This window comes from Actinomyces sp. S4-C9 (assembly GCF_000758775.1).
GTDB classification, from domain to species: domain Bacteria; phylum Actinomycetota; class Actinomycetes; order Actinomycetales; family Actinomycetaceae; genus Gleimia; species Gleimia europaea.
Genome location: NZ_JRMU01000010.1, coordinates 23,996 through 47,773, shown reverse-complemented (window position 1 = coordinate 47,773; position 23,778 = coordinate 23,996). Strand labels below are relative to the sequence as shown.

Annotated in this window: 21 protein-coding genes; 9 read left to right on the top strand and 12 right to left on the bottom strand. The window is 56.8% G+C overall.

Annotated features, from left to right (window positions below; genetic code table 11):
• Nucleotides 1-52 precede the first annotated feature (52 nt).
• Nucleotides 53-871 (top strand): RDD family protein, encoded by an 819-nt coding sequence (locus tag HMPREF1628_RS04695; protein ID WP_084703235.1) that lies wholly within the window; start codon nucleotides 53-55, stop codon nucleotides 869-871.
• Here the strand turns inward: HMPREF1628_RS04695 and pheA are convergent.
• Nucleotides 868-1,842 (bottom strand): prephenate dehydratase, encoded by a 975-nt coding sequence (gene pheA / locus HMPREF1628_RS04690; protein ID WP_034508593.1) that lies wholly within the window; start codon nucleotides 1,840-1,842, stop codon nucleotides 868-870. The two genes, HMPREF1628_RS04695 and pheA, sit on opposite strands and share 4 nt — an antisense overlap.
• 69 nt (nucleotides 1,843-1,911) lie before the next feature.
• On the opposite strand from pheA, the gene HMPREF1628_RS04685 reads away from it, so the two are divergent.
• Nucleotides 1,912-4,185, top strand: a complete 2,274-nt coding sequence (locus HMPREF1628_RS04685; RefSeq protein ID WP_156956882.1) for a hypothetical protein — start codon at nucleotides 1,912-1,914, stop codon at nucleotides 4,183-4,185.
• On the opposite strand, the gene HMPREF1628_RS04680 is transcribed toward HMPREF1628_RS04685, so the two are convergent.
• Together HMPREF1628_RS04680 and HMPREF1628_RS04675 are read right to left on the bottom strand one after the other, a co-directional pair.
• Nucleotides 4,118-4,978: a glycosyltransferase family 2 protein gene (locus HMPREF1628_RS04680; RefSeq protein WP_083311311.1), complete on the bottom strand. Its 861-nt coding sequence runs from the start codon at nucleotides 4,976-4,978 to the stop codon at nucleotides 4,118-4,120. The two genes, HMPREF1628_RS04685 and HMPREF1628_RS04680, sit on opposite strands and share 68 nt — an antisense overlap.
• A gap of 42 nt (nucleotides 4,979-5,020) precedes the next feature.
• Nucleotides 5,021-5,893, bottom strand: coding sequence for a DUF5926 family protein (locus HMPREF1628_RS04675; RefSeq protein ID WP_034508588.1), 873 nt, complete (start codon nucleotides 5,891-5,893; stop codon nucleotides 5,021-5,023).
• A 143-nt stretch (nucleotides 5,894-6,036) separates the two neighbouring features.
• On the opposite strand from HMPREF1628_RS04675, the gene pgm reads away from it, so the two are divergent.
• The 4 genes from pgm (at nucleotide 6,037) to HMPREF1628_RS04655 (ending at nucleotide 11,850) form a co-directional block, all read left to right on the top strand.
• On the top strand, nucleotides 6,037-7,713 hold the full coding sequence (gene pgm, locus HMPREF1628_RS04670; RefSeq protein WP_034508585.1) for a phosphoglucomutase (alpha-D-glucose-1,6-bisphosphate-dependent): 1,677 nt from the start codon (nucleotides 6,037-6,039) through the stop codon (nucleotides 7,711-7,713).
• Between the two features lie 157 nt (nucleotides 7,714-7,870).
• Nucleotides 7,871-9,151 (top strand): MFS transporter, encoded by a 1,281-nt coding sequence (locus HMPREF1628_RS04665; protein WP_034508581.1) that lies wholly within the window; start codon nucleotides 7,871-7,873, stop codon nucleotides 9,149-9,151.
• 4 nt (nucleotides 9,152-9,155) lie between these two features.
• Nucleotides 9,156-10,385 (top strand): App1 family protein, encoded by a 1,230-nt coding sequence (locus tag HMPREF1628_RS04660; RefSeq protein ID WP_034508578.1) that lies wholly within the window; start codon nucleotides 9,156-9,158, stop codon nucleotides 10,383-10,385.
• 133 nt (nucleotides 10,386-10,518) lie between these two features.
• Entirely contained in the window at nucleotides 10,519-11,850 is a 1,332-nt protein-coding gene (locus HMPREF1628_RS04655) for a TrpB-like pyridoxal phosphate-dependent enzyme (protein ID WP_034508575.1), read from the top strand.
• An 88-nt stretch (nucleotides 11,851-11,938) separates the two neighbouring features.
• On the opposite strand, the gene HMPREF1628_RS04650 is transcribed toward HMPREF1628_RS04655, so the two are convergent.
• The 5 genes from HMPREF1628_RS04650 to HMPREF1628_RS04630 all read right to left on the bottom strand — a co-directional run bounded on the left by HMPREF1628_RS04650 (nucleotide 11,939) and on the right by HMPREF1628_RS04630 (nucleotide 16,320).
• The gene (locus HMPREF1628_RS04650) at nucleotides 11,939-12,565 is read right to left on the bottom strand and encodes an RloB family protein (protein WP_034508573.1); all 627 of its coding nucleotides are present in this window, start codon (nucleotides 12,563-12,565) and stop codon (nucleotides 11,939-11,941) included.
• A complete protein-coding gene (locus HMPREF1628_RS04645) occupies nucleotides 12,565-13,953 on the bottom strand; it encodes an AAA family ATPase (RefSeq protein ID WP_034508570.1) in 1,389 nt (462 codons plus the stop codon). Before HMPREF1628_RS04645 ends, HMPREF1628_RS04650 begins: the two co-directional genes overlap by 1 nt.
• A 123-nt stretch (nucleotides 13,954-14,076) precedes the next feature.
• The gene (locus tag HMPREF1628_RS04640; protein WP_034508568.1) at nucleotides 14,077-14,760 is read right to left on the bottom strand and encodes an SOS response-associated peptidase; all 684 of its coding nucleotides are present in this window, start codon (nucleotides 14,758-14,760) and stop codon (nucleotides 14,077-14,079) included.
• 21 nt (nucleotides 14,761-14,781) lie between these two features.
• Nucleotides 14,782-15,909: a VIT1/CCC1 transporter family protein gene (locus HMPREF1628_RS04635; RefSeq protein ID WP_034508565.1), complete on the bottom strand. Its 1,128-nt coding sequence runs from the start codon at nucleotides 15,907-15,909 to the stop codon at nucleotides 14,782-14,784.
• Nucleotides 15,910-16,020: 111 nt separating this feature from the next.
• On the bottom strand, nucleotides 16,021-16,320 hold the full coding sequence (locus tag HMPREF1628_RS04630) for a YtxH domain-containing protein (protein WP_034508563.1): 300 nt from the start codon (nucleotides 16,318-16,320) through the stop codon (nucleotides 16,021-16,023).
• A gap of 153 nt (nucleotides 16,321-16,473) precedes the next feature.
• On the opposite strand from HMPREF1628_RS04630, the gene HMPREF1628_RS04625 reads away from it, so the two are divergent.
• Complete coding sequence (locus tag HMPREF1628_RS04625; protein WP_034508560.1) at nucleotides 16,474-17,247, top strand: alpha/beta hydrolase; 774 nt, start codon at nucleotides 16,474-16,476, stop codon at nucleotides 17,245-17,247.
• 35 nt (nucleotides 17,248-17,282) lie between these two features.
• Here HMPREF1628_RS04625 and HMPREF1628_RS04620 read toward each other — a convergent pair whose 3' ends face one another.
• Nucleotides 17,283-18,326, bottom strand: coding sequence for a PfkB family carbohydrate kinase (locus HMPREF1628_RS04620; protein ID WP_034508558.1), 1,044 nt, complete (start codon nucleotides 18,324-18,326; stop codon nucleotides 17,283-17,285).
• A gap of 147 nt (nucleotides 18,327-18,473) precedes the next feature.
• On the opposite strand from HMPREF1628_RS04620, the gene HMPREF1628_RS04615 reads away from it, so the two are divergent.
• Entirely contained in the window at nucleotides 18,474-18,761 is a 288-nt protein-coding gene (locus tag HMPREF1628_RS04615; protein WP_232219384.1) for a helix-turn-helix domain-containing protein, read from the top strand.
• Nucleotides 18,758-19,957: a type II toxin-antitoxin system HipA family toxin gene (locus HMPREF1628_RS04610; RefSeq protein WP_034508555.1), complete on the top strand. Its 1,200-nt coding sequence runs from the start codon at nucleotides 18,758-18,760 to the stop codon at nucleotides 19,955-19,957. The genes HMPREF1628_RS04615 and HMPREF1628_RS04610 overlap by 4 nt, the downstream gene beginning before the upstream one ends.
• Nucleotides 19,958-20,127: 170 nt before the next feature.
• Here HMPREF1628_RS04610 and HMPREF1628_RS04605 read toward each other — a convergent pair whose 3' ends face one another.
• From HMPREF1628_RS04605 to HMPREF1628_RS04595, 3 genes are read right to left on the bottom strand one after another with little or no spacing between them, the layout of a single operon-like run.
• Nucleotides 20,128-21,810 carry a dipeptide ABC transporter ATP-binding protein gene (locus HMPREF1628_RS04605; protein WP_034508553.1) on the bottom strand — a complete coding sequence of 561 codons (1,683 nt, stop codon included), beginning with the start codon at nucleotides 21,808-21,810 and terminating at the stop codon, nucleotides 20,128-20,130.
• A gap of 17 nt (nucleotides 21,811-21,827) precedes the next feature.
• A complete protein-coding gene (locus HMPREF1628_RS04600) occupies nucleotides 21,828-22,781 on the bottom strand; it encodes an ABC transporter permease (RefSeq protein WP_034508549.1) in 954 nt (317 codons plus the stop codon).
• Entirely contained in the window at nucleotides 22,774-23,700 is a 927-nt protein-coding gene (locus HMPREF1628_RS04595; RefSeq protein ID WP_034508547.1) for an ABC transporter permease, read from the bottom strand. Before HMPREF1628_RS04595 ends, HMPREF1628_RS04600 begins: the two co-directional genes overlap by 8 nt.
• Nucleotides 23,701-23,778 lie beyond the last annotated feature (78 nt).

The following is a 23,778-nucleotide window of genomic DNA, read 5'->3' as shown; positions in this document are numbered from 1 at the left end:
CGAATGCGTCCAAATCCATGCGCCAAGATTACTAGAAGGTATCGTTTGTGTCATGGATAGTCAGGCGACGACGGTTATAACTGGTGAGGGAGTGGCGCTGGACGTGGTGCCTGCGGGCATTGGCTTGCGCATGTTGTCAGCCCTCATAGATGTGGGGTTGTCGGTTGCCATTTTGATTTGGGTGGCGGTCGCCCAGTTTAATTATTTGTTTTCTAATGCCAGCGCCGCACAGGAAGCACTGTTCATTTTTTTAGTTGTTTTCGCGGTGTTCGTGGCTCCGGTTTTGATTGAGACGGCTACGGGCGGAAAGTCTGTGGGCCGTTTTGTGGTTGGCACCAGGGTTGTGCGCTCGGATTTGCGTCGCGTTGGTATGCAGCAGGCGGCAATTCGGGCGATGGTCGGCCTGGTTGAGATTTGGGCAACGATGGGTGGTCTTGCCGCGGCCACCGCGCTGATTGACCCAAAGAATCGTCGTTTGGGTGATTTAGCTGCGGGCACTGTGGTGATTAAGGAGCGGGTTGGCGCGCGTGCGGTTGAGGCTGCGAGTAAGCGTGCTGACGCGATTGTTCAAGCGCATGAGGCTCCCGCTACCCCCTCGTGGATTCAAAGTGCGGATTTGCGCAGGTTGCCCCCGGAGCTGGCGCGTAATGCTCGCTCGTTGTTGATGCGCGGCGCGCAGTTTGATGAGCAGGCCCGCGCAAGGCTGTTGGCGGGTATAGCGGGAGAGCTTCGCGAGTATGTTTTTCCGGGCCCGCCACCGGGGGTTGGTGACGAGGAGTTTATTGCCGCGGTACTGGCGGAGCGTACTCGCCGTGAGGCCGCCCGCCTGGAGCGTAATCGCAGGCTGGCAAGCTCTTTTTTGCGCGTCTAGTTGTTGGTACCGTTCATCAGGCCGGCTATCCACGCCCGCGCATTTACAAAGTCTTCGTCTTTGGTTCCGGTTTTAATGGTTGGGCGCTGTCCATCAACGCGCGGGTAGGATCCGATGAAGCGTACTTGCGGGCAGGTGCGGTGCAGGCCGATGAGGGCGGCGGCTACGCGTTCTTCACTGATGTGGCCTTCGATGTCGATGGAGAATTCGTAGGAGCCGAGGGGCCCTCCGGCTGGTCGTGATTCGATACGCGAGAGGTTGACGCCACGCGCTGCGAACTGTTCGAGCATTGAGAGCAGGGCGCCGGCCTCGTTGTCGGGGAGGCGCACTTGCACGGTGGTTTTGTCGGCGCCGGTGGCTGGAGGAACGTTTCCAAGGGGCGCAACCAGGACGAAGCGCGTAACTGCACCCCGGTTGTCTGCAACGTTGGAGTGAAGAGCGCGCAGGCCGTATCGTTCAACAGAGGTTTTGGCGCAGAGTGCGGCGTCAAAGCCCGGGTTTTCATCTTCGGCGATGAGGCGCGCGGCTGCTGCCGTGGAGGTGGCGGGCACGTGCACGGCATCGGGGTAGTTGGCGGCTACCCATTTGCGGCATTGCGCCCACGCGTGGGGGTGCGTGCCGATGCGTTGGATGTTGGGGATGCTTCCATCAGCGGCAGGTTTGATGGCGAGTTCGAAGGATACTTCGACTACCATTTCGGCTTCGATTACGAGGGGAGATCCGTGTGAGAGCGAGTCGATGGTTGCGTTGACGCCACCTTCGATGGAGTTCTCGATGGGCACGACGGCCCGGTCTGCTTGCCCGCTTCGCACGAGGTCGAGCGCTTGGGGCACGGATGTGCACGGCACCGCTTCAGCGTTCTCGGGCGCGATTTGCCAAAGGGCTTGTTCGGTGAATGTGCCGAATGGGCCAAGGAAAGCAATTTTGAGTGGCTTCGTTTGCGCGCTTGTCGTGTTGGTGTGAGTGTGCACGGCGCCTCCTTTTCTCGGCTTTCACCTTATACAGTTAGTTTTGTTCTTGTTTATTTTCAGGTGGTTTTGGTGCGTTTTTTGAGGTTTGTTACGGCTTTCACTCTCGCGTTTTTGGTGGCGTCGCCGTTTGCGGTGGCGCAGGAGCCGGTTCGCACGTTGTTTGTGGGCGTCGCGGGCATTGAGGCCGGTAATGTGTCGCCGGGCGTGTTGAACGCGCTGGAGGGGCATGGCGCCGCGCTGATGAATCTGCATACGCGCACGTCGAGTCCGGATACGTGTCCGGTTGATGGTTGGATGTCGGTTCGCACGCCTGGAAATGCGGTTGATTATGAGGGAAGACAGGCTCGCGGTGGTGTTTGCCGACCGTTCTTAGACGTGATTGTTGAGGACGAGGCGCGCACGCCCGGTAGGGCGAAGGTGCGGGATTTTGAGCAGATAACTCGGGGCGTGAAGTGGCCGGCCGAGCCGGCTGCCGGCGTTGGGGTTGGTCCGGGAGCCGCCCTGGTTCTTGCGAGCCAGAGCGGCGAGGTTGCTAGTTGGTTGCCCGCGCCGGGCAGGGCGGATGAGTTGGGCGCGGTTGTGTTGCAGGCTCTTCGCGAATCGCACGGGAATGTGTTTGTTGATGCGGGGTGGGATAAAGCGGGTATGAACGCTGCTGATCCTTACGGCGGCCCCTCTGACGTTGCTGACGCTAGCGGCGCTTCTGCGACGGCTGGCCCTACGGGTTTGTCGGTTGATGAGGTGAATGCGCGGATCGAGGCGGTTTTGGCGGCGTACGCGCAGTTTGAGCGGCAGAATCCTGGCACGGTGCGCGTGGTGCTCGCTTCCGTTGGTCGCAGTGAGCCAGGCCCGGCGCTGCAATTTGGCGCTGTGATTGATGCAACCACCACCGAAGCGACATCAAGCGCAACCAGCACCGGCGCCGAAACCTCAACAACCAGCCTCGCGCCTGCCCCGGAAACAGCTACCCCCGGTCTCTTCTACTCATCGGCGACTCGTTCGGCGGGTTTGGCAACGTTGGGAGATGTGCGTGATTTGGTTGCGGGCGGGCCGGTACAGGTGGAGCCCAAGTCGGTAAGCGCCGCACACACCCAATTAATGGATGAGGCCACCCACGCTATGGCGGCGCGAGGTTCATTGACGCCATTTTTTGCCGGGTGGGGTGCGTTCCTTTTGATTGGAGTGTTAGCTGGTTTGACGCATTTTGTGCGCAAGCCGGCAAAAGATCAGGCGCCGGCGTGGATTTGGAGAAATATCGCGGTGTGGAATGCGCTTGCTTTCGCGGTGGTTCCGGCGGCGATGATCGCAAATCTGGTTCCGTGGTGGCGACTTTCTACTAATCCGCTTCTGCCGATTTTGCTGGTTTTCGCCATTGCTGCAGCGCTTTTGGCACTGGCGCGTTCGTCGAATCAGCCGGTGGCGGTCCTCGCGGCACTGACTGTGCTGTTGGTGGCGGTGGATATCGCGTCGGGGGCGCATTTGCAGCGCGATGGTTTCTTCGGTTCGATGACGCTCGCTTCCAGGCGGTTTTACGGCATTTCTAACCGGTCGTACGTGATCTTGTTGGCTGCGGCGCTGATAGCAACGCTCCCTTGGATAGCGGATCGTTTCCCGGATAAGAGGCAGGAGGCGGCGCGCGGCGTCGCCGCTATGGGCGTGGGCGTGCTGGCGATTGATGCGTTGCCGTTTTGGGGCGCTGATTTTGGAGGACCTGCGGGGATTATCGCCGGGTTTGGGATTGCGTATTTGATGGTGCGCGGTATTCGCCCGAGGTGGAAGCACGCCGCCTGGTGGGTTTTGCTGACAACCGTGGCAATGATTTTTACGGGAGCCCTGGATGCGAGGTCGGCTTCGCCCTCGCACATCGGCCTGTTCTGGAAGAATTTTGGTTCGCCAGAAACGCTCACTTTGGTAGCGGATAAGGCCCGCGATATGGCAACTACGTTCGCCGGAAATCCGCTGATTTTGGCGGCAGTCGCAGCAGCGGCGATCCTCGTGGTGGTTGGGGCGCGTTTTGCCCGAAAGCTGTTCGAACCGCGCGAGGGCACCAAAAAGCTACCCGCTGATACTCACCAAGAGCCGCCCCAAACCGGCGAAATGGACCCTGCCCCCTCACCGAATCCGCACCTGGAAACCCTGCGTGAAGCCACTCCCCCGGGTTTAGCCGCAGTGGCGGCCGGCATAGCTGTGGGTGCGCTGGTGGCCGTACCGATTAACGATTCAGGTTTGCTGATTGTGGTGGACACCGTTGCGATTGCAGCGCCCGCGCTGGTGTCTATTCTTGCTCGTCGTCTACAAATTTCTCGTACGCGTTGTACGGAGAGCCCGCGGTTTGCCGTATAGCCGCCTGTACTCGCTCGCGAACGGGAATTCGATGGCGGTGTACGCGGCGTAGCGCCGTGGCTTTCCAGACGTCTTTGAATTGGTCGGCGCGATGCATGTACCCCATGAGGTCGTTGGCGGTAGCACGGTGCGTGAAGTCGCAGGGGATTTCTTGCACGGTGTAGCCCTTGACTAGAAGGTCGATAGTCATGGCTACTTCAACGCCCCACCCGGGGGCAAAAGGCATGATGTCGTTAACCGCTTTGCGGGTGATGCAGCGCTGCCCGGACAGTGGCGCGTTGGCGTGCCAGCCGGTGGCGCGGCGAATTGATTTGCGGGCGCGCCCAACTACAAATCCGTGTCCGCCTGCTCCTTTTTGTTTGGGAAGTGTGGCGATGGCGCAGTCGCAGATCCCGCGTTGCACGGCGTCAATGAGGGAGGTTGCCTCCAGCGCACTTTCCCCAAGGTCGGCGTCGAGGAATAGCAGGTGCCGGGGTAGGCCTTTGGCGAGGTCTCGCATGGCGGCAACTTTGACTCCGGTTTCAAGGGCGGAGGCTTTGCCGCGGGTGACGGAGTGTCGCACGACGACGGCTCCGGCTTGACGCGCGTGGTCGCCGGTGTTGTCTTCAGATCCGTCGTCTACAACGATGAGGAGGTCAACGCCCGGTAGCGCCCGGCATGCACGCACGGTGTGGGAGATGCGGCGCGCTTCGTTGCGGGCGGGAATAATGACCGCAACTTTATGTTTTTCGGGTTGTTGTTTGAGTGATTCGCTGACGCGACTGGTTGAGGGGGCGGGACCGGAGTTACTCATGCGTCTAGTTTAGTCCGTTCCCGCCCCGTGGTTTAACCCGTTTTATAGGGATACTTGACGGGATACGAGGCCTGCGCGGGCGCGTTTTTCGTCGTCCGTTAGCGGCTGGGTTTCCGCGAGCGCGGCTTCGAGTTTGCGTTCGAGTTCCGTTACGGGTTCGGTGAGGGTGCCTGGGTCTACCTCGTTTTCGAATTCGAATACGGGGATGGACAGGCCGAGGGCGCGGAATGCGCCGATGAAGTGTGCACCAGCAAGAGTGAGTTCACCTGCGGCTTGGAGTCGGGCAAGGGCGGTGAAGAGTTTATCTTCGTCTTCGAGGCGGATCCAGCGCACAAAGTGTTTGCCCATGTCGTGCCAGTAGGTGTTGGCCACGCCGGGAATGACACGCGTGGGGATGAGTTCGGCAGAGGTTTGCGCGATGGCGGCTTCAACTTCTTCGTCGCGCTGGCCGTCGGCGATCCAGTATCCGAGGTCGTTTTGTAGCTCCATCGGTTGGGTGCTTTCGATCATGTCGGGGATGCGCGGTCCGGCGTCGCGCACGTCCACTGGCACGGGGCCATATTCGGCTTCGCCTTGCTCAATTTTGGTTTTGCGCTCCAGGGCTGCTTTGAGTGCGACGCCGAGGTCGTGGCCGATGTCGCGGCTGGAGGAGCGGGTTTGCAGGCCGATGAGGATCTGTCCGTCTTCGCGTACGAGGGCAGGAACGGCGTTGGGAAGGATGGAGGCGAAAAGGAAGGGTTCGGATCCGTATTCTGCCGTGGTCTGCGCTGCAAGGGTGGCGGCAGGAATAATTTCACGCATGGCAACGAGGTCAGCTTCGGCGCTCATACCTTCAAAGGGGCGTGCGACGTGCGCGATGATGGGGCGAATCGGTTTGCCGGACGCTACTTTTTTGCGTCGTGATTTCTTTCCCATGTGGGTCTCCTAAGTTGGTGAATGGTTTCGATCTAGCCCAAAGTTACCGGCGTGAAGCCAATAAACAAAGCATGCGGGGCCGGCGATGTTTATCTGCTGAAACAAGGATGAAAATTTCAGTGACACCTGCCACACTTGTAGGTATGCATGAAAGAGCTGGCCAACTGGCTAAACCAGAAGATTTGATTAATGTTGATGAGGTTCTATCCGCTTATTACGAGATTGAGCCCGATGTAAATAACCCTGCGCAAAAGGTCGTGTTTGGCACGTCTGGGCACCGCGGTTCGTCGCTTGATGGCGCGTTTAATGAGGCGCACATTGTTGCAACAACGCAGGCGATCGTGGAGTACCGTGCAAGTCAGGGTTTTGACGGTCCGTTGTTTATTGGCCGCGATACGCACGCGCTGTCAGAGCCGGCTTGGAGGTCGGCACTTGAGGTGCTGGTGGCAAATGGTGTGGATGTTCAGATCGATTCGCGAGGATCGTTCACGCCCACTCCGGCGGTTTCGCACGCGATTCTCGTGGCTAACGGCGCGGGGTCTGCACAGGGTCTGCGCACGTCCGGCCCAGGGTTGGCTGATGGCATCGTGGTTACGCCGTCGCACAACCCGCCTAGTGATGGTGGTTTTAAGTACAACCCTCCAAGCGGCGGTCCGGCAGATTCGGATGCGACGGGCTGGATTGCGAACCGCGCTAATGAGATTTTGGCGGGCGGCTGGTCTAAGGTAAAGCGCGCTCGTTCGCAGGATTTGCTAGAGGACCCGCACGTACATCGTTACGACTATTTGAAGAAATATGTCGATGACCTCGAGAACGTGATCGACATTGATGCGATTCGCGAGGCCGGTGTTCGTATCGGCGCAGATCCCCTCGGCGGCGCGTCCGTGGATTACTGGGGCGCGATCGCGGAGCGTTACGGTCTGGATCTCACGGTGATTAACCCGAAGGTCGATCCGACGTGGAGGTTCATGACGTTGGATTGGGATGGGAAGATCCGCATGGATTGCTCCTCCCCTTACGCGATGGCATCGGTTCGTGAACGCATGAAGCCGGATGCGTCCGGTAAGACTCCGTTTGATGTTGCTACGGGCAATGATGCGGATTCGGATAGGCATGGCATTGTTACACCGGATGGCCTGATGAACCCCAACCATTATTTGGCTGTTGCGATCGAGTACCTGTTCACGCATCGTCCGGGTTGGGGCAAGGACACGGCGGTGGGTAAGACGCTGGTGTCCTCTGCTCTGATTGACCGCGTGGTTGAGAGCATTGGTCGCAAGCTGATTGAAGTTCCGGTCGGGTTTAAGTACTTCGTATCGGGCCTGATGAACGGCACGATCGGTTTTGGCGGCGAGGAGTCCGCGGGCGCTTCGTTCCTCCGCAAGGACGGCACGGTTTGGACCACGGATAAGGACGGCATCTTGCTGTGCCTGCTAGCTGCGGAGATTATCGCGGTGACGGGTAAGACTCCGTCGCAGTTGCATCGGGAGCAGGTGGAGCGTTTCGGCGCGTCCTCGTACTCGCGTATTGACAATGCGGCTACGCGTGAAGAGAAGGCGAAGCTTGCGAAGTTGGCGCCGGAGGACGTGGCGGCGCAGGAGCTTGCGGGTGAGGAAATCACGGCTCGTTTGGTGAACGCTCCGGGCGATGGCAACGCTATTGGCGGTTTAAAGGTGACCACAAAGAACGCGTGGTTCGCGGCTCGCCCCTCTGGCACGGAGGACGTGTACAAGATTTACGCGGAATCTTTTAAGGGCGAGGACCACCTGCAAGAGGTGTTGGAGGAAGCAAAGGAGGTCGTGAAGGAGGCTCTGGCCTAAACCTTTACGGCTTGAGAGCCGAGCAGCCTAGCGGGTTTGCTAGCGCGTTCGGTTAGTTGTAGTTCCGGGTACGTGTCTTTGATGCGTACCCGGAACGTTTTTGTTGTTTTTTAGTCCTGTGAGGTCTGTGCGGACTGCTTTGCCGTAGACTGCATTTGTGTTGAATTCTTACCGCGAAATTTTGTCGATTCCGGGGGCACTGAAATTTTCGTTGGCGGGTTTGATTGCCCGTTTCCCCATGTCAATCGTCGGAATTTCGCAGATTTTGATGATTTCAACACTGTATGGCTCATATACGTTGGCGGGCCAGGTGGGGGCAACGAATATTATTGCGTTTGCTATTTGTGCCCCGTTTGTGGCGCGTTTGGTTGACCGTTTTGGGCAGGCGCGCGTGATGATTCCGCTGGTTACGGTGTCTGCTACCAGCTTGTTGGGATTGATCGTTGCGGCAGCCATGCATGCTCCGGTGGTGTACCTGTACGTTTTGACAGCAGTTTCGGGTGCAACTTCGGGTTCGCTTGGTTCGATGGTGCGTTCGAGGTGGACGGTAGCGGTAAAAAATCCGGCGCAGTTGCACACGGCATTTTCGATGGAGGCAACGCTAGACGAGGTCGTGTTTATGATCGGCCCGATCTTGGCAACGATTCTTTCGGCTAACGTCAACCCGGTTGCGGGTATGGTTTTAGCTTTTATCTTCGCTATTTCTGGCGGGTTCTGGCTATTGTCGCAGCGGGCAACGGAACCGCCTATTTCCACCTCAAGTATTCACGGCCCTAAAGGCTCCGTGATGGCGCAACCGGTAATGATTGCGTTGGCTCTGGTGTATGTGGGTGCGGGCGCAATGTTTGGCTCAATCGATATTTCGGTGGTTGCGTTTACCGAATCCATGGGCCAAAAAGCGACGGCTGGCGTCCTGCTTGGCGTGTTCGCGTTCGGTTCTATGCTGGCGGGCCTCCTTTATGGGGCGAGGGCAACGTCGATCCCATTGTGGAAATTGTTTGTCGGTGGGGTTTTCCTGCTGGCAGTGGGCGTAAGTCTCACGTATTTTGCGCAGACGATAATCGGCCTGGGCGTCATTTTGTTCTTCACGGGATTCTCCATTTCGCCCACGATGATTAACGTGACCGCAATGGTACAAAAGGCGGTTCCGCCGCGGCGTTTAACGGAGGGCCTCACGTGGATGTCCACGGCTATGAATGTGGGTAGTTCGCTGGGTTCGGCACTGGCTGGCCGCGTGGTTGACCACAGCGGACACGTGGGCGGTTTCCACACGGCAATTGGTTTCGCGTGGGTCATGGTTACGATTTCTCTGATTGCGATTCCGGCATTGCGGGCCACCTCGCATAAGAAGCGGGCGCGGATCCCGGTGCAGGTGCGTTCGCGCCGTATGGGTCTTGGGGGTTTGTGGAAGCGCCGGCCGCGAAAGTCGATAGACTGAGGTCGTGCTTTTAACTGCTGTCACTCGGCTGGAAGACGCGTTTAACACGCAGGTAGCGCGCACGCTTTCGGATTTGGGTTGGCGCCCAGAGCTTATCGCGTACGGCGGCTTCGGAAACGCGCAGCGCGTGCGCATCATCGCCAGGGCGTTGATGGCCCCTACGTATTTTGAAGAAAAGTACGAGGTTTGGGCTAACCGGCACGGTTTACCTAGCTGGTATCAGCTTCATTCCCGCGCGGCAGACAGGCTTCCGCACGCGTTTGGCGAGGTGGTTAAAGACGCTATTGGCGCCGACGAGGGCGACGATACGAACACAACATCCCATATGCGCGGTGAACGCGGGTGGCGTCAGTTTGTGGACGCGCAAGTGCCGAGAGCGCCGGTGCTGGTGACGGTAGGTAGCCGAAAGCTGCTGGTTTATACGGATCGTGGCGGCTATGTGGATCTTATGGTCGAGGATCACGGGTTGGAGCCGGGCTGGCATGCGGCGACGTTGCAGGCTCTGAAGCCCGATGAGATCGCGCGAGGCGAAAAGCGCGTGCGCGCCTCACGCCCGATTGCGGTGCCGGTTCGAGTCGTTTCGGAGCAGGAACGCATTGGCCTCGTGTCGGATGTGGATGACACGGTGATGGTGTCGTGGTTGCCTCGTCCACTGGTGGCAGCAAAGAATGCATTTTTCACGTACGTGTCGTCACGCCAGGCGGTGCCGGGAATGGCGAACTTGTTGCAGCAGATTTCGCATATGCAAACGTCGAGGGGGCGCGTTGGAACGCTACCGGCTCCCGCGGTTTATTTGTCTACGGGAGCATGGAATGTGGCACCGAGTTTGCGCCGGTTCTTGTTCCGGTCAAACTTCCCTACGGGCACGCCACTGATGACGGATTGGGGGCCTTCTCAGACGGGTTGGTTTCGTTCTGGGCGGGAGCATAAGCGTTCACAGTTGCGTGAGCTGGCCGAAATGTTCCCGTGGGTGAAGTGGGTTCTGGTTGGTGATGATGGCCAGCACGACCCCTCAATTTATACGGAGTTCGCGCGGGAGTATCCGCAGAATGTGGCGGCAATTTTTGTTCGCAGTTTGACTACGACAGAGCAGGTTTTGAATCACGGCGCGCCCGATCCACGCGAGGAGCTGGGCCCACTGATCAAATCTCTTGACCCAAAAATCCCGGTGGTGGTTGGCGAGGACGGCTTCGAGCTCCTGCACCGGGCAAGGGCCCTTGGCATTCTTCGCTAATTTTCGCCACTCGTAATATCATCCTTTGGAACGTGTCGTCTTGTTCATTGCCTGGTGCGTAATGTTGAAGGCGGCATTATTGCCACTCGCTAGGAAAGGCCTTGCGAGAACAGCTTTATCTTGAGTAAAGGGGATGAAATTGGTACAGAAACATGCGCTTACTGACGCGCTCGAGTTTGCAATTCCGTCGAAAGTCCCCACGCATTGGTACAACCTCACTGCTGATTTCCCAGAGCCGATGGCTCCGCATTTGAATCCCCAGACTCGTGAGGAACTTAAGCCAGAGGAAATGCATCCTCTGTTTTCCAAAGCGTTGGTGGAACAAGAGTTTTCCACCGAACGATGGATCGAGATTCCGCAGGCTGTTCGCGAGGTGTATGCGAGCTGGCGTCCGTCGCCTTTGGTTCGTGCGCGTAGGTTGGAGCAGGCGCTCGATACGAAGGTGAAGATTTATTACAAGTACGAGGGAGTGTCTCCCGCTGGTTCGCACAAGCCGAACTCGGCGGTTGCGCAGGCGTATTTCAACGCGCTTGAGGGCATGAAGAAGCTAACTACCGAGACTGGTGCTGGCCAGTGGGGTGCTTCTTTGTCGATGGCTTGCGCGATGTTTGGGCTTGAATGCGAGGTGTTCCAGGTTCGCTCCTCGTTCGACGCGAAGCCGTACCGTCGCATGCAGATGGAGGCGTATGGCGGCACGTGTCATCCGTCGCCGTCTACGCTAACGGAGGCCGGTCGCAAGCTGTTGGAGCAGGATCCGGACACTACGGGTTCGCTTGGCATGGCGATTTCAGAGGCCGTAGAGGTTGCTCTGAAGTCGGATAGAGCTCACTATGCGCTCGGTTCGGCTTTGAACCATGTGATGTTGCACCAGACGGTGATTGGTCTGGAGGCGATTGAGCAGTTGCGTGAGGCCGGCGAAGAGCAGGCTGACGTGGTGTTCGGTTGCGCCGGTGGTGGTTCAAACTTGGCTGGCCTATCGTTCCCGTTCTTGGGTGAGAACTTGCGCGATGGGAAGACCACGAGGGTGGTTGCGTGTGAGCCGCAGGCTTGCCCGTCGATGACTCAGGGCGAGTTCCGCTACGACTTTGGTGATGTGGCTGGTATGACGCCGCTCATGAAGATGTACACGCTCGGTCATGATTTTGTGCCGCCGTCGATTCATGCTGGTGGTTTGCGCTATCACGGTATGAGCCCGATGGTGTCTCACGCTAAGTCGCTGGGCCTACTTGATTCGGTTGCGATTGGTGAGCATGAGACGTTCGCTGCGGGCCTGGAGTTTGCTCGCGCGGAGGGCATCATTCCGGCTCCGGAGTCCACGCACGCTGTTGCGGGCGCGTTGAACTACATCAAGTCTGGCGAGGCCCGCGACGGCGAGGTCATCGTGATTGGCCTGTCCGGTAATGGTCTGCTGGATCTTCCCGCTTATGAAAATGAGCTGGAGAAGGAACGCCAGCTGAAGAAGTAAACGAGTTCAGCAAAACTCAGTCGAGTGGTGGGACAGTTCAGTTGAACTGTCCCACCACTTTTGATTTACGGAAGAAACTGAGTAGCTATTATTTCTTATTTTGGGAAGAGATCGCATCTAGTTTTTCTAGGTATACAGGGATTCCACTAGACGGGTTCGGACCTACCTCATTGGAAGCCATTTCTCGCCAGGCTTTCTTTGCTCGCTCAACTGCCGCAGCGTAATCCTTGACGGGAAAACTTCCGGCAAGTTCTTTGCCGTTCTTGCCACTAACCAACGATCTACTTTTGACACGCTTATCAAGTACTGACGAACTCACAAATTTGCAATCTTCAACATGCCACAAGAGCCATAACTCAAATTTTGGATTCGTAACGAGAGCATCAAAATTGAGTTGGCGACACTGTTCGAGAACGTCATTGAGATGTGGGTGATTGTCTTCATCCATGACCAGAAAACAATAATCGAAAGGTATACTTCCGTCACCTACCTTGCTGGCTTCTCGTTCGATACGTTGGTTGCACGCATCGAGCACCTTTGTTGGCTCCCCTGCTCCAGCTACAACGGTAAGTGCCACATCGTATCTCAACTCCTGATCGAGGCGTTGAAAGTAGACTTCTTCCGATTTTCCTTTGGAACCTTCAACCACTACCAACACTCGTGGGCGCATTTTGCGTTGCTTCCGAACCTTGCGCCCCCTTACTCCCCTAGACACTAAGACATCGCTTCCACTTTGTTTGCGTCCCAAACATCGTCTTTATGGACCAGCTGCCACAAGAGTGCTGGAGCCACCCTGGGCACGCCACCGAATCGGCCTTCCAAATACTGCTTCGCAAAATTGGTTTTTTTGCCAACGTCTGCAAAGTCCGCCAGAGAGTACAGATCTGATACCCCGTTAGAGTCCTTTTCGACGTACCAAACTTGTCTCTTGCTGAGATTTGTTTCCGATTGCTGTCCAAGTAGCGTCGTATCGTGTGAGGTAAACACTAATTGCGCTCCGTGAGGATTGTATTCAGGCGATTGGAAAACCGAGACTACTAGAGCAGCAAGATACGGATGCAAGCTCGTGTCCAGCTCGTCAACGCACAATACGCCCCCTTCTCGTAGTCTTGTTACGACATCAACTGCAAGCGCAAGCCAAGCTAGAGTGCCGGAAGACTCATCGGCAAGTTCAAATTTGTGTGCGGGGTTTCCGCTTGATCGATGTTTGAATCGTAGTGATCTAATGATCAAATTCTCGTCAATGTCTTCCGGCTTGAGAGATTCTTCCTGGTTGTCTGCAGAAGAATCTCGCTGCATTCTCCGGTGCAATTCTCTAACGAATTTCGAAAATTCTTCGGGGGCTTCCGTCTCTTCGACAAAAATTTTCTCGATTCCGACGTCAGCAACTCGAGCCAGACTAACAAGATCGTCAAGCCGCAGATCACCGCTTTTAAGCTCGGTAGCGATTGAATCCAGCCTTTGCTGCATGGCTTGATCGCCCACTCGATAAATCGTCAAGTACCCCAGGATTTTCTTCGCAATTTCGGACAGTAGCCCCTTCTCCAGTTGCAGGGCGCGCGAAAGAACGAGTTCCTTAGGAGCTACTTCAATGCTTCCCATTCCGTGACCAAGTTTTAGTGGAGTGTTTCCACCCTCACGATGCCGATCAAAAAGCAAGGTAGGTCTGCGGCTTTTATAGATGTCCAGGTGTTCGCCGACAACTCCCTTTTCGTCAACTGCGAATTCGTACCAGAAACGATATTGTCCTTTTGGAATTCCTGGAAATTCGTCTTCCAGATCAAGCACAAAGTCTAGCCCGTATGTGCTTGGCTCACGCTCAGATTCTGCATCTAAAACGAAGGGCGCTCGCAGCATATTTGGAAAACCCTGCCAAGCAGTTCCAGAATTTGCGATGGCCGATCCTACATAGTTAAAAGCATCGATTACTGCCGTTTTTCCAGCAGCGTTTGCTCCGAAAATTCCAGCAACAGGCAGCGTATAGTCAGTCCATTCTTCTCCTGGACGTAGAGTGTTTGTTTTGAGAGTTCCATTTGTTAGGTCCAAAAAGAATCCATCTCGAAAACTACGATGGTTGCTTACGCTGAAAGATAGTATCTTCATACTTAAATATTAATGCGTAAGCGCCTTTTTTAGAGATTTTTCTCCACATTGAGACTTATATTTCTGTTTTTCTGGTCAAACAGAATTTATTCGACACAAAACCTAGGTCGTTCAACATGCCGGTTACGCAATTTCGTCGATCAAACTGGGGTCGTTGTTCCGCACGTTCCCCACGGCGTTTCCAACTTTTCTAGGGACGAGGACGGGGCTGGCAATCGCATCCAGCAAGTGCCTGACCTCGGTGTCTGTTTCTGTTTCGGGATCCAGCCACTCGTTCCACATGGCGGGCGGGACCACCACCGGGGAGCGGTCGTGAATGTGACCGACGGCGTCGGGCGCGCTACGCGTGACGATCGCGAAGGTGAGCAGCCACTGGTCGCGAGGTCCTTGCCACGCCTCGTAGATGCCGGCAAAGCCCATGACCGGGTCCCCCTCCCCCGCGGAAAGGAACCAGGCTTGCTTGCCGCCAGCGCCGGCCTGCCACTCGTAGTAGCCGTTGGCGGGCACGAGACAACGGCGCCGGCGCGCAGCGGCTTTGAATGAGGGTTTGTCCACCAGGCTTTCCGCTCGCGCGTTAATCATGGGACGGCTGGCGTCCCGTGCCCAGGAAGGCACCAGCCCCCACTGGTGGGTTTGCATGCGGCGGAGCACCCGCCCGGGCTCCTCCTCGTATCTTTCAAACACGATGGGTAGTTGCTGGGAGGGGGCAGCGTTGTATGTGGGAGTAACTTCGCCTATGCGAAAGTCAGTGCCGAAGATGGCCGTAAGTTCTTCTTCCGGCGTCCAAAGTACGTAGCGGCCGCACATAGATCCTCCTTAACCTGCGCGTTAAATTCCGTTAGCGCCAAACAGGAGGCCCAGCGTGTAGGTGACGGCCGCAGCCCCATAGCCGATGAGGAGCTGGCGAATCGCGCGCTTCACCGGCGGTTTGCCTGAGAGAACGCCCACTACACCACCCGTGAACATGAGGACCACGCCAACCACGATCGCAGACAGCAGGATGCCCAGGTTTCCACTAGCGCCAAACAGGAACGGTAGCAGTGGCACCAGCGCTCCGATTGCGAAGAACAGGAACGAGGAAGCCGCTGCGCCCCACGGGTGTCCGATTTCCGCGTGGGATTCGGACGGGTCGCGGTGGCGTTCCTTGGTAGATAGCAGGGAGCGGGGCGTGATGATCGAGCTTGTGGTCATTTCCGAGGCCGGTCGGTTGATCGCGTCGAAGATGATGCGTGCGTGTTCTTCGGACTCTTCAGCGGTGTCACCGCGAGCGCGGAAGACGAGCTCCAGTTCGTTTTGTTGCACGTTGAGTTTGGATACTTGCACGGGCGCGTCGGTGGAGGGGTCCGAGGCCTCTAGTAGTTCGCGTTGGGAGGTGACGGAAATGTATTCGCCTGCTGCCATTGATAGTGCGCCGGCTAGCAGACCGGCAATACCGGTTGTGATGACCATGCTGTTTGGAACACCGGTGGCGGCAATGCCGAGGATGAGGGCAAGGTTCGACACGAGGCCGTCGTTGGCTCCAAACACTGCGGCGCGGAACGTGCCGGCAATGCGGGCACGTGAGCGGGCGGCCAGGCCGCGCACAACCTCACCGTGGATGTGCTCGTCGGCAGCCATCGCGTCGGTGGCGTCTTGGTCAACGTCGTAAGACTGGCGCTGTTCTGCGCGTTGGGCGAGGGCGAGGATAAAGATGGAGCCGAACGTTGCGGCAAACCGGGCGAGGACGCGCGAGTAGAGAGTAGGTTTGGGGGCGGGATGTGCGTGCTCGCCAAGGAGGGAGGTCCAGTGCTCAATGTGTCGCGTTTCGGCGTCGGCAAGCGCTTGCAGGATGGCGGCTTCTTCCCCGGTGCGTCGTTGCGCTAGGTTCAAGTACGTTTGGCGTTCCATTTGCTCGTCGGCAAGGTATTTGCGCCAGCGTTTGATTTGTTCCTCGGTTGGCTGATTGCCAGGTGTCATGTGATTGTTCCTCGAACCGAACTTTGTACCCCAGTGCTACGAAGGGCAGTGTGGGGCTGTTCCAAAGACTGTTGAAATTGTTACGAGGGCGGTATTGCCGCCCTCGCCCGATTATTCTTCTTTGTCTATGTCATCAACTTCTATGACCGTTACGTCAACGTACTGGTCTTGGGGTTCACCAAAGACACGCTCTTTGACTACTCCAACCAGCTTGTCAGTGGCTGCAGCGCCGCCCTTTTTAAGGGCTTCGGAGACTTTTTCAGAGGCCTGGTCCATGCGCTCAGCTACCAGCGGACTCTGCCTGATTTTAGATGCTTGCATCTTGATTTTCTCGTAGCGTTCACGTCCTGCGCGCGTGCCGAGCACGTACCCAAGGCCGGCTCCTACAATGAATCCGAATTTTGCGCCCAAGGCTCCTCCTTATTGCATGTTTCTCAGCTAGTTTACCGGGCCAGACGGCGGGTGTGCATTTGCTGGAAGTGTTTGGAGGTGGTGTTGCCTGCGGTTTTGAACAAGCCGGAGTTTAGGGGCGCTTTATCCCCAGTTTTCCCTTAGGCTTAGGTTGTGACAGAGGTACAGATTACGACGCCCCGCGGAGTTCAGCTTGCGGGCACGTTTGTGGACCCTGTTGATTCTACGGACGCTGCGGTTTTGTTTGCGCATTCTTTCTTGGCTGATAGGCATTCGGGCGAGCATTTCGATCGTTTGTCGGCAGCATACCGGGGCGCGGGTTATGCAACTCTAGAGTTCGATTTTTCCGGTTGCGGCGATTCTGATGATGACGTGATTACGCTGGCCAGCCAGGTGGAGGATTTACATTCGGCTTCGGCGTGGCTTCGCACGCAGGGTTTTGACCGCCAGATTTTGCACGCGCATTCGTTTGGCACGCTGGTAGCTTTAAAGGCCCGCCCGAAGGCCGCTAAGGCGATGCTTCTAACCGGCATGATTACGGGCCCACTGTCGTTTGAGTGGGATCAGATTTTTTCGTCCACACAGTTGGATGATTTGGAGCGTTCCGGCCGCGCACAGATCCCAGATGACACGTATTCCAAACGCGAGTTTTTTGTGATTTCAAAGCAGACGTTGATTGATCTGTCGATGAATGAGGCAGACGACTTGCTAGCTGACTTGTCTGCCCCGATCCTGGCGATTTATGACGCAGACGATGAGCATTTGGGCTTGGTTGAGATGGCTCAGGAAGAGTTTGCACGCCTGCCGGACGGCTCTCGCGTAGAGGTCCTGCGGGACGCCCGTTTTGGTGCACACGAGGGCGTAGATAGGCTTCGCGACATGTCGGTGCAGTGGGCTAGCCGCCATGTTCCCGTTCGCGTAGGCTAACGCAACCCCGGCTTTAGCCCACCCCCTCGCGCGATTTATGAAAGTACGCGCGCGGTTTCCGCTTCCAGATTTTCGAGGTCACCTAGCCACGCCCTCGTTCCAAAGCTGGTGGTGCTGAGCGATGCGATGCGGTTGGAAAAGTCGATGAGCACAGACGGGTCGGTTGTTTCTCGATTTACGAGGCCGTGAGCGCATCCCCACGCGAAGGCTCCATGGAACGTGTCACCAGCTGCAAGGGTGTCGATGGCGTCAACTGCAGGAGGGGTAACGGTCCCGGTTTCGCCAAGCCAGGCCCATTGCACGGGGTCTGGTCCGGCTGTGCGCACTACGCGTTCAATGCCGAAGCCTTTGAGAAAGGCCACGGTGTCATCGAAGTCCGTGCATCCGGGTGGCAGGAAGTCTGCGGAGATGACGGCCACGTCTATATATCCCAGCATTGTGGGTAGCCACGGTTTCCAAGATCCGCCGTCAAGGATACGCAGGTATTCGGGCTTGTATTCTTGCGCCGCGAATGGTTCCCCATCTTCGGGGGCACCACTGGTGAGGACAGCCATCGCCAGATCGGGATTGTGTCCGTCAACAAGCACAACCTGCGGCCGGCCCATGGCTTCTAGGGTTTCCAACGCAATTTCGGGCTTTAGTGGCAGTCGCGTGTTGGTGGAGGCAACGGTGCGCGCATTGTTTTGCGCGTTAATGAGGATCGCGGACACGCTGGGGGTCAGATCTAGCTTGCCGGTGGTTTCGGGCGCCTCGGCCTCGTAATCGGTGCAGTCTACAAGCGCTACTTCCTGGGCTTCCAGGTCTTCAAGAACGAGGTGCGCGGCAGGGCCTTCACCGATTGCGGAAACGAGGAGGGAGGCCATCGCCCCTCCCGGATTCGCACCGCGGTTGAGGTCGCTCGCGCTCGCGGCACGGGTGGCTGCGCGCGTGAGGTGAGAGAACGCAACGGCCGCGTTGGTTGCGGGCCCGCCCGCAGCGAGGATCTGGTCAAGTGAGGTTACTTTTTGATTCTCACGTACTGTGCCTGCGGTTAGTTGGGCAACGTCGAGTGTGGTGATCCCAGCGAAAAGTCCGTACATGGTTTAAGTATCTCATTGGAATAGGAGGACGCGATTATTACTCTCTCCAATAGTGTACGTAGGGGGCACGGACAACAATTCTTCTGGTTCTTCACCCCAGCTCAACAGGAAACATGCTTCCGAAACCAGCGTTTAGAGTGTAGATTCATGTACATGAACGCTTTAAACGGAAATATGCCTCCGAATAATTTAGCCTCTGACCGCGCCAATGATTCTACATATGGGCAATTCCCCCTACCTGTGACTCAGATTGGCAGCGTCATTAAAGCTACTCGCAAAGAATACGGATTGACGCAACAACAGTTGGCTGAACTTGCTGGAGTTTCAGATCGTACGGTGCGCACTTTGGAGCAGGGCGGACTCGGCCCAACATTGAGGTCGTTACTGGCGGTCACAGGAACCTTGGGCTTGAAGGTAGAGGTATCCAACAGGTGAGTATTGCAACCATAAGCCTTGATCAGCTCCGATTTATAAAACGCGCAAATGTCTACAAAGGCAACCACTTGGCTGGAACGTTGTCACGCGACTCGGAGGGAGTGGTCGAGTTCAAATACAGGGATGACTATGTGGGGGATCCCGTAGCATTTTCGTTGCCATTGGGTGAAACTTCCACACAACAAAGTGGCGCGCTCCCCGCATTCTTCGCGGGACTATTGCCAGAAGGACACCGCCTCAATGTATTGAACAGAGCAACCAAAACATCTATGAATGATGAGTTCACAATGCTTCTGGCGGTGGGCGCTGACACTCCCGGCGATGTAAGGATTTTTGCATCCGAGGTTGCGCCTAACGAAGTTCCACCACTATACGAGGACCCATCTAGATGGAGTTTTCAAGATCTAACCGAGATGGTTGACCCCTACGCAGTTCCCGGTGTTCAGCCAAAAGCATCAGCATCGATGATTAATATGCCGATTCGAACGAGACGCACCCATGCGATCCTCAAGATCGACCCGGTTGATTATCCCCACCTCGTACGAGATGAAGCTTTGCATCTACGTCATGCTCGCGGCCTTAAAATCCCTGTAGCTAAGTCTCAGTTGGTTGTAGATAAAGAAGGCGTAGAAGGCTTACTCGTTGAGCGTTTTGACCGCCGTGTTGATGCGAGCGGACGGATTGTGCGTCTCGCTCAAGAGGACGCTTCGCAAGTTCTGCAGATTCCACCATCTGAAAAGTACAACGTCGAATCCGAAGCCGTGGTTGCGGCGCTCGCGCAACACACCAGTGCCCCCATGGTTGCTATCCGAGCTCTATATGTACAGTTCCTGTTCGCTTGGCTTACCGGAAACGGTGATGTTCACGCAAAGAACCTGTCAATTTTACGAAATCCGGAGGGCGTGTGGGAGGTTGCTCCGATGTACGACCTACCCTGCACGGCTCTTTATCGCGATTTCACGATGGCACTCCCGATTGATGGGCAAACGAAGAATCTCCGGGGCCGTCATTGGGATGCTTTTGCGGATAACATCGGTCTGCCAATTAGAGCGGCGCGCAGCGCTCAACGTTTGGTACTAAGAGTGGCGAAGGGTATCGATTTGAGCGAATTACCTTTTGATGGATCCCCGTTGCATGGGGCTCAAAGAGAGCTTTCAAGCCGGCGTCACCAAATAGAGTCACTACTCGACACTTAAGTCATCTACTAAGCGGGATAATCAATCACTTAACGAGCTTCCATTAGGCACTTAACCTTGGCTTCAACTAACGCCTCAGGCTGGTTGCGGGTTCTCGTTCTTGAAAGCGAATTAGGATCGCCGCTAGTAGCTTAGGCTACCAGCGGCGATCATTGTCGAGTTGGAACGCGTTAGGCGTCGGTGATTCCCAGTTCGATGCTCTTGCCGGGAATCGAGTCGATTAGGTTGCGCGTGTAGTCGGTGCGCGGGTTGTCGAAGATCGAGTCCGTGTCACCGGTTTCAACTACCTTGCCGTGTTGCATTACCACCACGTCGTCAGCAATCTGACGGACAACCGCGAGGTCGTGGGTGATGAACAGGTAAGACAGCTCCATTTCGGCTTGGATGTCGTTTAGCAGGTGCAGGATTTGGTCTTGCACTAGCACGTCCAGCGCAGACACGGCCTCGTCAAGCACAAGGACGTGCGGGCGTAGCGCAAGTGCACGAGCAATGGCTACACGCTGGCGTTGACCGCCGGACAGCTCGTTGGGGTAGCGCCTCATCGCGGAGCGAGGGAGGGCAACCATGTCGAGTAGTTGGGCAACGCGCTCCTCGCGCTCCTTCTTGGTCCCCCAGTTGTGTACGCGCATGGGTTCTTCAACCGCGCGGTAAATGGAGTACATGGGGTCCAGGGAGCCGTACGGGTTTTGGAACACCACCTGAAGGTTGCGGCGCATGGCGAAGCGTTCCTTCTTGGAAAGTTCAGAAACGTTTACGCCCTCAAAAATGACGTCGCCTGAGTCTTGCTCTAGCAAGCCCAGGATGATGTTTGCCGCAGTGGACTTACCAGAACCGGATTCGCCTACAACACCTAGCGTTGTGCCCTTGCGCAGCGTGAATGACACGTCGTCAAGCGCCTTGAAGGTCTGTCCGCGCTTGCCGCGAATCGGGAAGGTCTTCACCAGGTTCTTAACTTCAACCGCAGCTTCAGTTGAGGTTGCGCCTTTACCTGCGCCCAGCAGTTCCTCTTCGGTCACCTGAATGCCAGCCTGGTGCGCGGTCATGATACGCGCGGTGGTTAGCGAGGGAGCAGCGGCAACCAGCCTCTTGGTGTAGGGGTGCTGCGGACGTTGCAAGATCTGCATGGCGGGCCCGGACTCCACAATACGGCCGCGGTGCATAACAACGAGGTGTTCAGCGCGTTCAACGGCCAGGCCGAGGTCGTGCGTAATGAACAGCATTGCGGTACCAAGTTCGTGGGTGAGCGACTCCATGTGGTCCAGGATGAGCCGCTGCACGGTCACGTCAAGGGCCGAGGTCGGCTCATCCGCGATGAGTAGCTCGGGACGAGCGGCCAGGCCGATAGCGATGAGGGCGCGTTGGCGCATGCCGCCAGAGAACTCGTGCGGATACTGTTTCGCAACGCGTTCGGTGTCGGGCAACCCGGCTTCAGCGAGGAGGTCATTGACTCGCTGGTGCATTTGCGAGCCTTTAACCACGTTGTTGGCTTTGAGGGCTTCGCGAACTTGGAAGCCGATTTTCCAAACGGGGTTGAGGTTCGACATGGGGTCTTGCGGAACAAGGCCGATGTGGCGTCCGCGAATGCGTTCCATCTCTTTACGGCTCTTAGTGGTGAGTTCTTCACCGCGGAATTTGATGGAGCCGCCCACGATCTTGCCGCTGCCGGGCAGGAGGTTGATGATGGCATGCGCGGTAGTGGATTTACCGGAGCCTGATTCTCCTACGATGGCAACGGACTGGCCGGGGTAGATGGTGAGGTTGGCTTTCCGCACTGCGGGGACCATGCCCGTGGAAGATTGGAAGGCGACCTCGAGGTCTTTGATTTCGAGCAGGGGCTCGACGTCAGTGTTCATCTCGTTTGCCACTTCGTTTACCTCTCTCGTGACTTCGGGTCGAGAGCGTCGCGTACCACGTCACCCATCATGATGAAGCTGAGCACGGTTAGTGCCAGAGCACCTGCGGGGTAGAACAGCACGGATGGCTGGGTACGGAGCGCAACCTGCGCCTTGTTGATGTCGCCGCCCCACGAGACGATGTCTGGTGGTAGGCCCACGCCCAGGAATGAGAGGGTTGCTTCGGCCACGATGAACGTGCCGAGCGCTACGGTTGCGTAAACGATGATGGGTGCCGCAGAGTTTGGCAGGATGTGGCGCATGAGGATGGTCCACTTGGACTCGCCAAGAGCCTTGGCTGCAGACACGTATTCTTCGTTCTTAACGCTCATAACCGCGCCGCGCGTGATGCGCGCAATTTGTGGCCATCCAAAGATTGCGAGTACGAGCACCACGGTCCAAGTTGCACGGTAGGAGCGGAACATCTGCATTACCACGATTGCAGCAAGTAGGAACGGAATGGCGAACACGACGTCGGTGATGCGCGAAAGTAGCGAGTCGAGCCAGCCGCCAAAGTAGCCGGCCAGCGAGCCGAATGCTGCGCCCATGATAGTCACGGCAATCGTGGTGAATACACCTACGGTTACAGATGCGCGAGCGCCGTAAATAGTGCGCGCGTAGATGTCACAGCCTTGCCTGTCGAAACCGAACGGGTGGCCGCCGGATGGGGCCTCCATGGAGCGCGAGAGTTCGCAGAAGTTCGGGTCCATTGAGGTGAACAGGCTGGGGAATGCGGCCAGCAGCAGAGCCACAGCAATGATTGCGGCTGAAATCCAGAATAGAGGGCGTTTGCGCAGGTTCTTCCAGGCTTCACCCCACATGGACGAGGGCGCGGAGTCATCTGCTACGGCGTCAACGGCCCCCAGGCCGGATTCGTCTACGGGAGAGACGAAGTGTTCTTGGCCTTTTCGGTAGGTAGTTTGATTACTCATAGCGAATCCTCGGATCCAGAGCTGCGTATAGCAGGTCTACTAGCAGGTTGGCGATTATGTAGACGATCACAAGGACGGTCGTGAATGACACGACGGTTGCGGGCTCGCCCTTGATGATGGCCTGGTACATGTTGCCGCCTACGCCGTTGATGGCGAAGATACCTTCGGTGACGATTGCGCCGCCCATGAGGGCTCCGAGGTCGGCGCCTAGGAATGTTGCAACTGGGATAAGCGAGTTGCGCAGCACGTGGTTTTGAATCACCTTGCCGCGGGAGAGGCCCTTGGCGTATGCGGTGCGCACGTGGTCGGATGACATGGTTTCGGATACGGACTGCCTGGTTAGGCGAAGTACGTAAGCGAAGGACACAGCACCGAGCACGATTGCTGGCATTAGGAGGGCTTCAAACGTGGTGTTTCCACCAACCGTCGTTGGCGCCCACCCGAGTTTCACACCTATGAGGAACTGGAGGACGAAGCCGATAACGAACGTGGGCACTGCGATGACAAATAGGGAGACCACGAGAACGGTGCCATCGAAGATGCCGCCGCGACGCATGCCAGCGATGAGGCCAAAGCCAATGCCAAAAATTGCTTCAAATGCGAGTGCCATTAGGGCGAGCTTGATGGTTACGGGGAATGCGCCTGCCATCACGTCGGTGACTTCACGACCAGAGAATGTGGTGCCGAAGTCGAGTGTGAAAATACCTTTTAGATAAAGCAGGTATTGGACGAGGAATGGCTTGTCGAGGTTGTAGCGCGCCCTCATTTGTTCCGCCACTGCCGGTGGTAGGCCGCGGTCGCCACCGAGAGCCTGGATTGGGTCACCGGGCATGAGGAACACTAATGCGTAGATAAGCAGCGTTGCGCCTATGAAGACGGGTATTAGCTGCAGGAGTCTACGTCCGATATATCGGATCATTGTGGTCTCCTTGGGTAACTGCTTACGCAGTTTTTATTTATTAGTTGTGAGTTTATGGTCTCACAGTTGCGAGCCCCG

Excerpts from the sequence above, each read along its gene's own strand:
- HMPREF1628_RS04695 (WP_084703235.1), top strand. The coding sequence starts at position 53 with ATGGATAGTCAGGCGACGACGGTTATAACTGGTGAGGGAGTGGCGCTG.
- HMPREF1628_RS04680 (WP_083311311.1), bottom strand. The coding sequence starts at position 4,978 with ATGAGTAACTCCGGTCCCGCCCCCTCAACCAGTCGCGTCAGCGAATCA.
- HMPREF1628_RS04675 (WP_034508588.1), bottom strand. The coding sequence starts at position 5,893 with ATGGGAAAGAAATCACGACGCAAAAAAGTAGCGTCCGGCAAACCGATT.
- pgm (WP_034508585.1), top strand. The coding sequence starts at position 6,037 with ATGCATGAAAGAGCTGGCCAACTGGCTAAACCAGAAGATTTGATTAAT.
- HMPREF1628_RS04655 (WP_034508575.1), top strand. The coding sequence starts at position 10,519 with ATGAAATTGGTACAGAAACATGCGCTTACTGACGCGCTCGAGTTTGCA.
- HMPREF1628_RS04645 (WP_034508570.1), bottom strand. The coding sequence starts at position 13,953 with ATGAAGATACTATCTTTCAGCGTAAGCAACCATCGTAGTTTTCGAGAT.
- HMPREF1628_RS04640 (WP_034508568.1), bottom strand. The coding sequence starts at position 14,760 with ATGTGCGGCCGCTACGTACTTTGGACGCCGGAAGAAGAACTTACGGCC.
- HMPREF1628_RS04635 (WP_034508565.1), bottom strand. The coding sequence starts at position 15,909 with ATGACACCTGGCAATCAGCCAACCGAGGAACAAATCAAACGCTGGCGC.
- HMPREF1628_RS04620 (WP_034508558.1), bottom strand. The coding sequence starts at position 18,326 with ATGTACGGACTTTTCGCTGGGATCACCACACTCGACGTTGCCCAACTA.
- HMPREF1628_RS04615 (WP_232219384.1), top strand. The coding sequence starts at position 18,474 with ATGTACATGAACGCTTTAAACGGAAATATGCCTCCGAATAATTTAGCC.
- HMPREF1628_RS04605 (WP_034508553.1), bottom strand. The coding sequence starts at position 21,810 with ATGAACACTGACGTCGAGCCCCTGCTCGAAATCAAAGACCTCGAGGTC.
- HMPREF1628_RS04600 (WP_034508549.1), bottom strand. The coding sequence starts at position 22,781 with ATGAGTAATCAAACTACCTACCGAAAAGGCCAAGAACACTTCGTCTCT.
- HMPREF1628_RS04595 (WP_034508547.1), bottom strand. The coding sequence starts at position 23,700 with ATGATCCGATATATCGGACGTAGACTCCTGCAGCTAATACCCGTCTTC.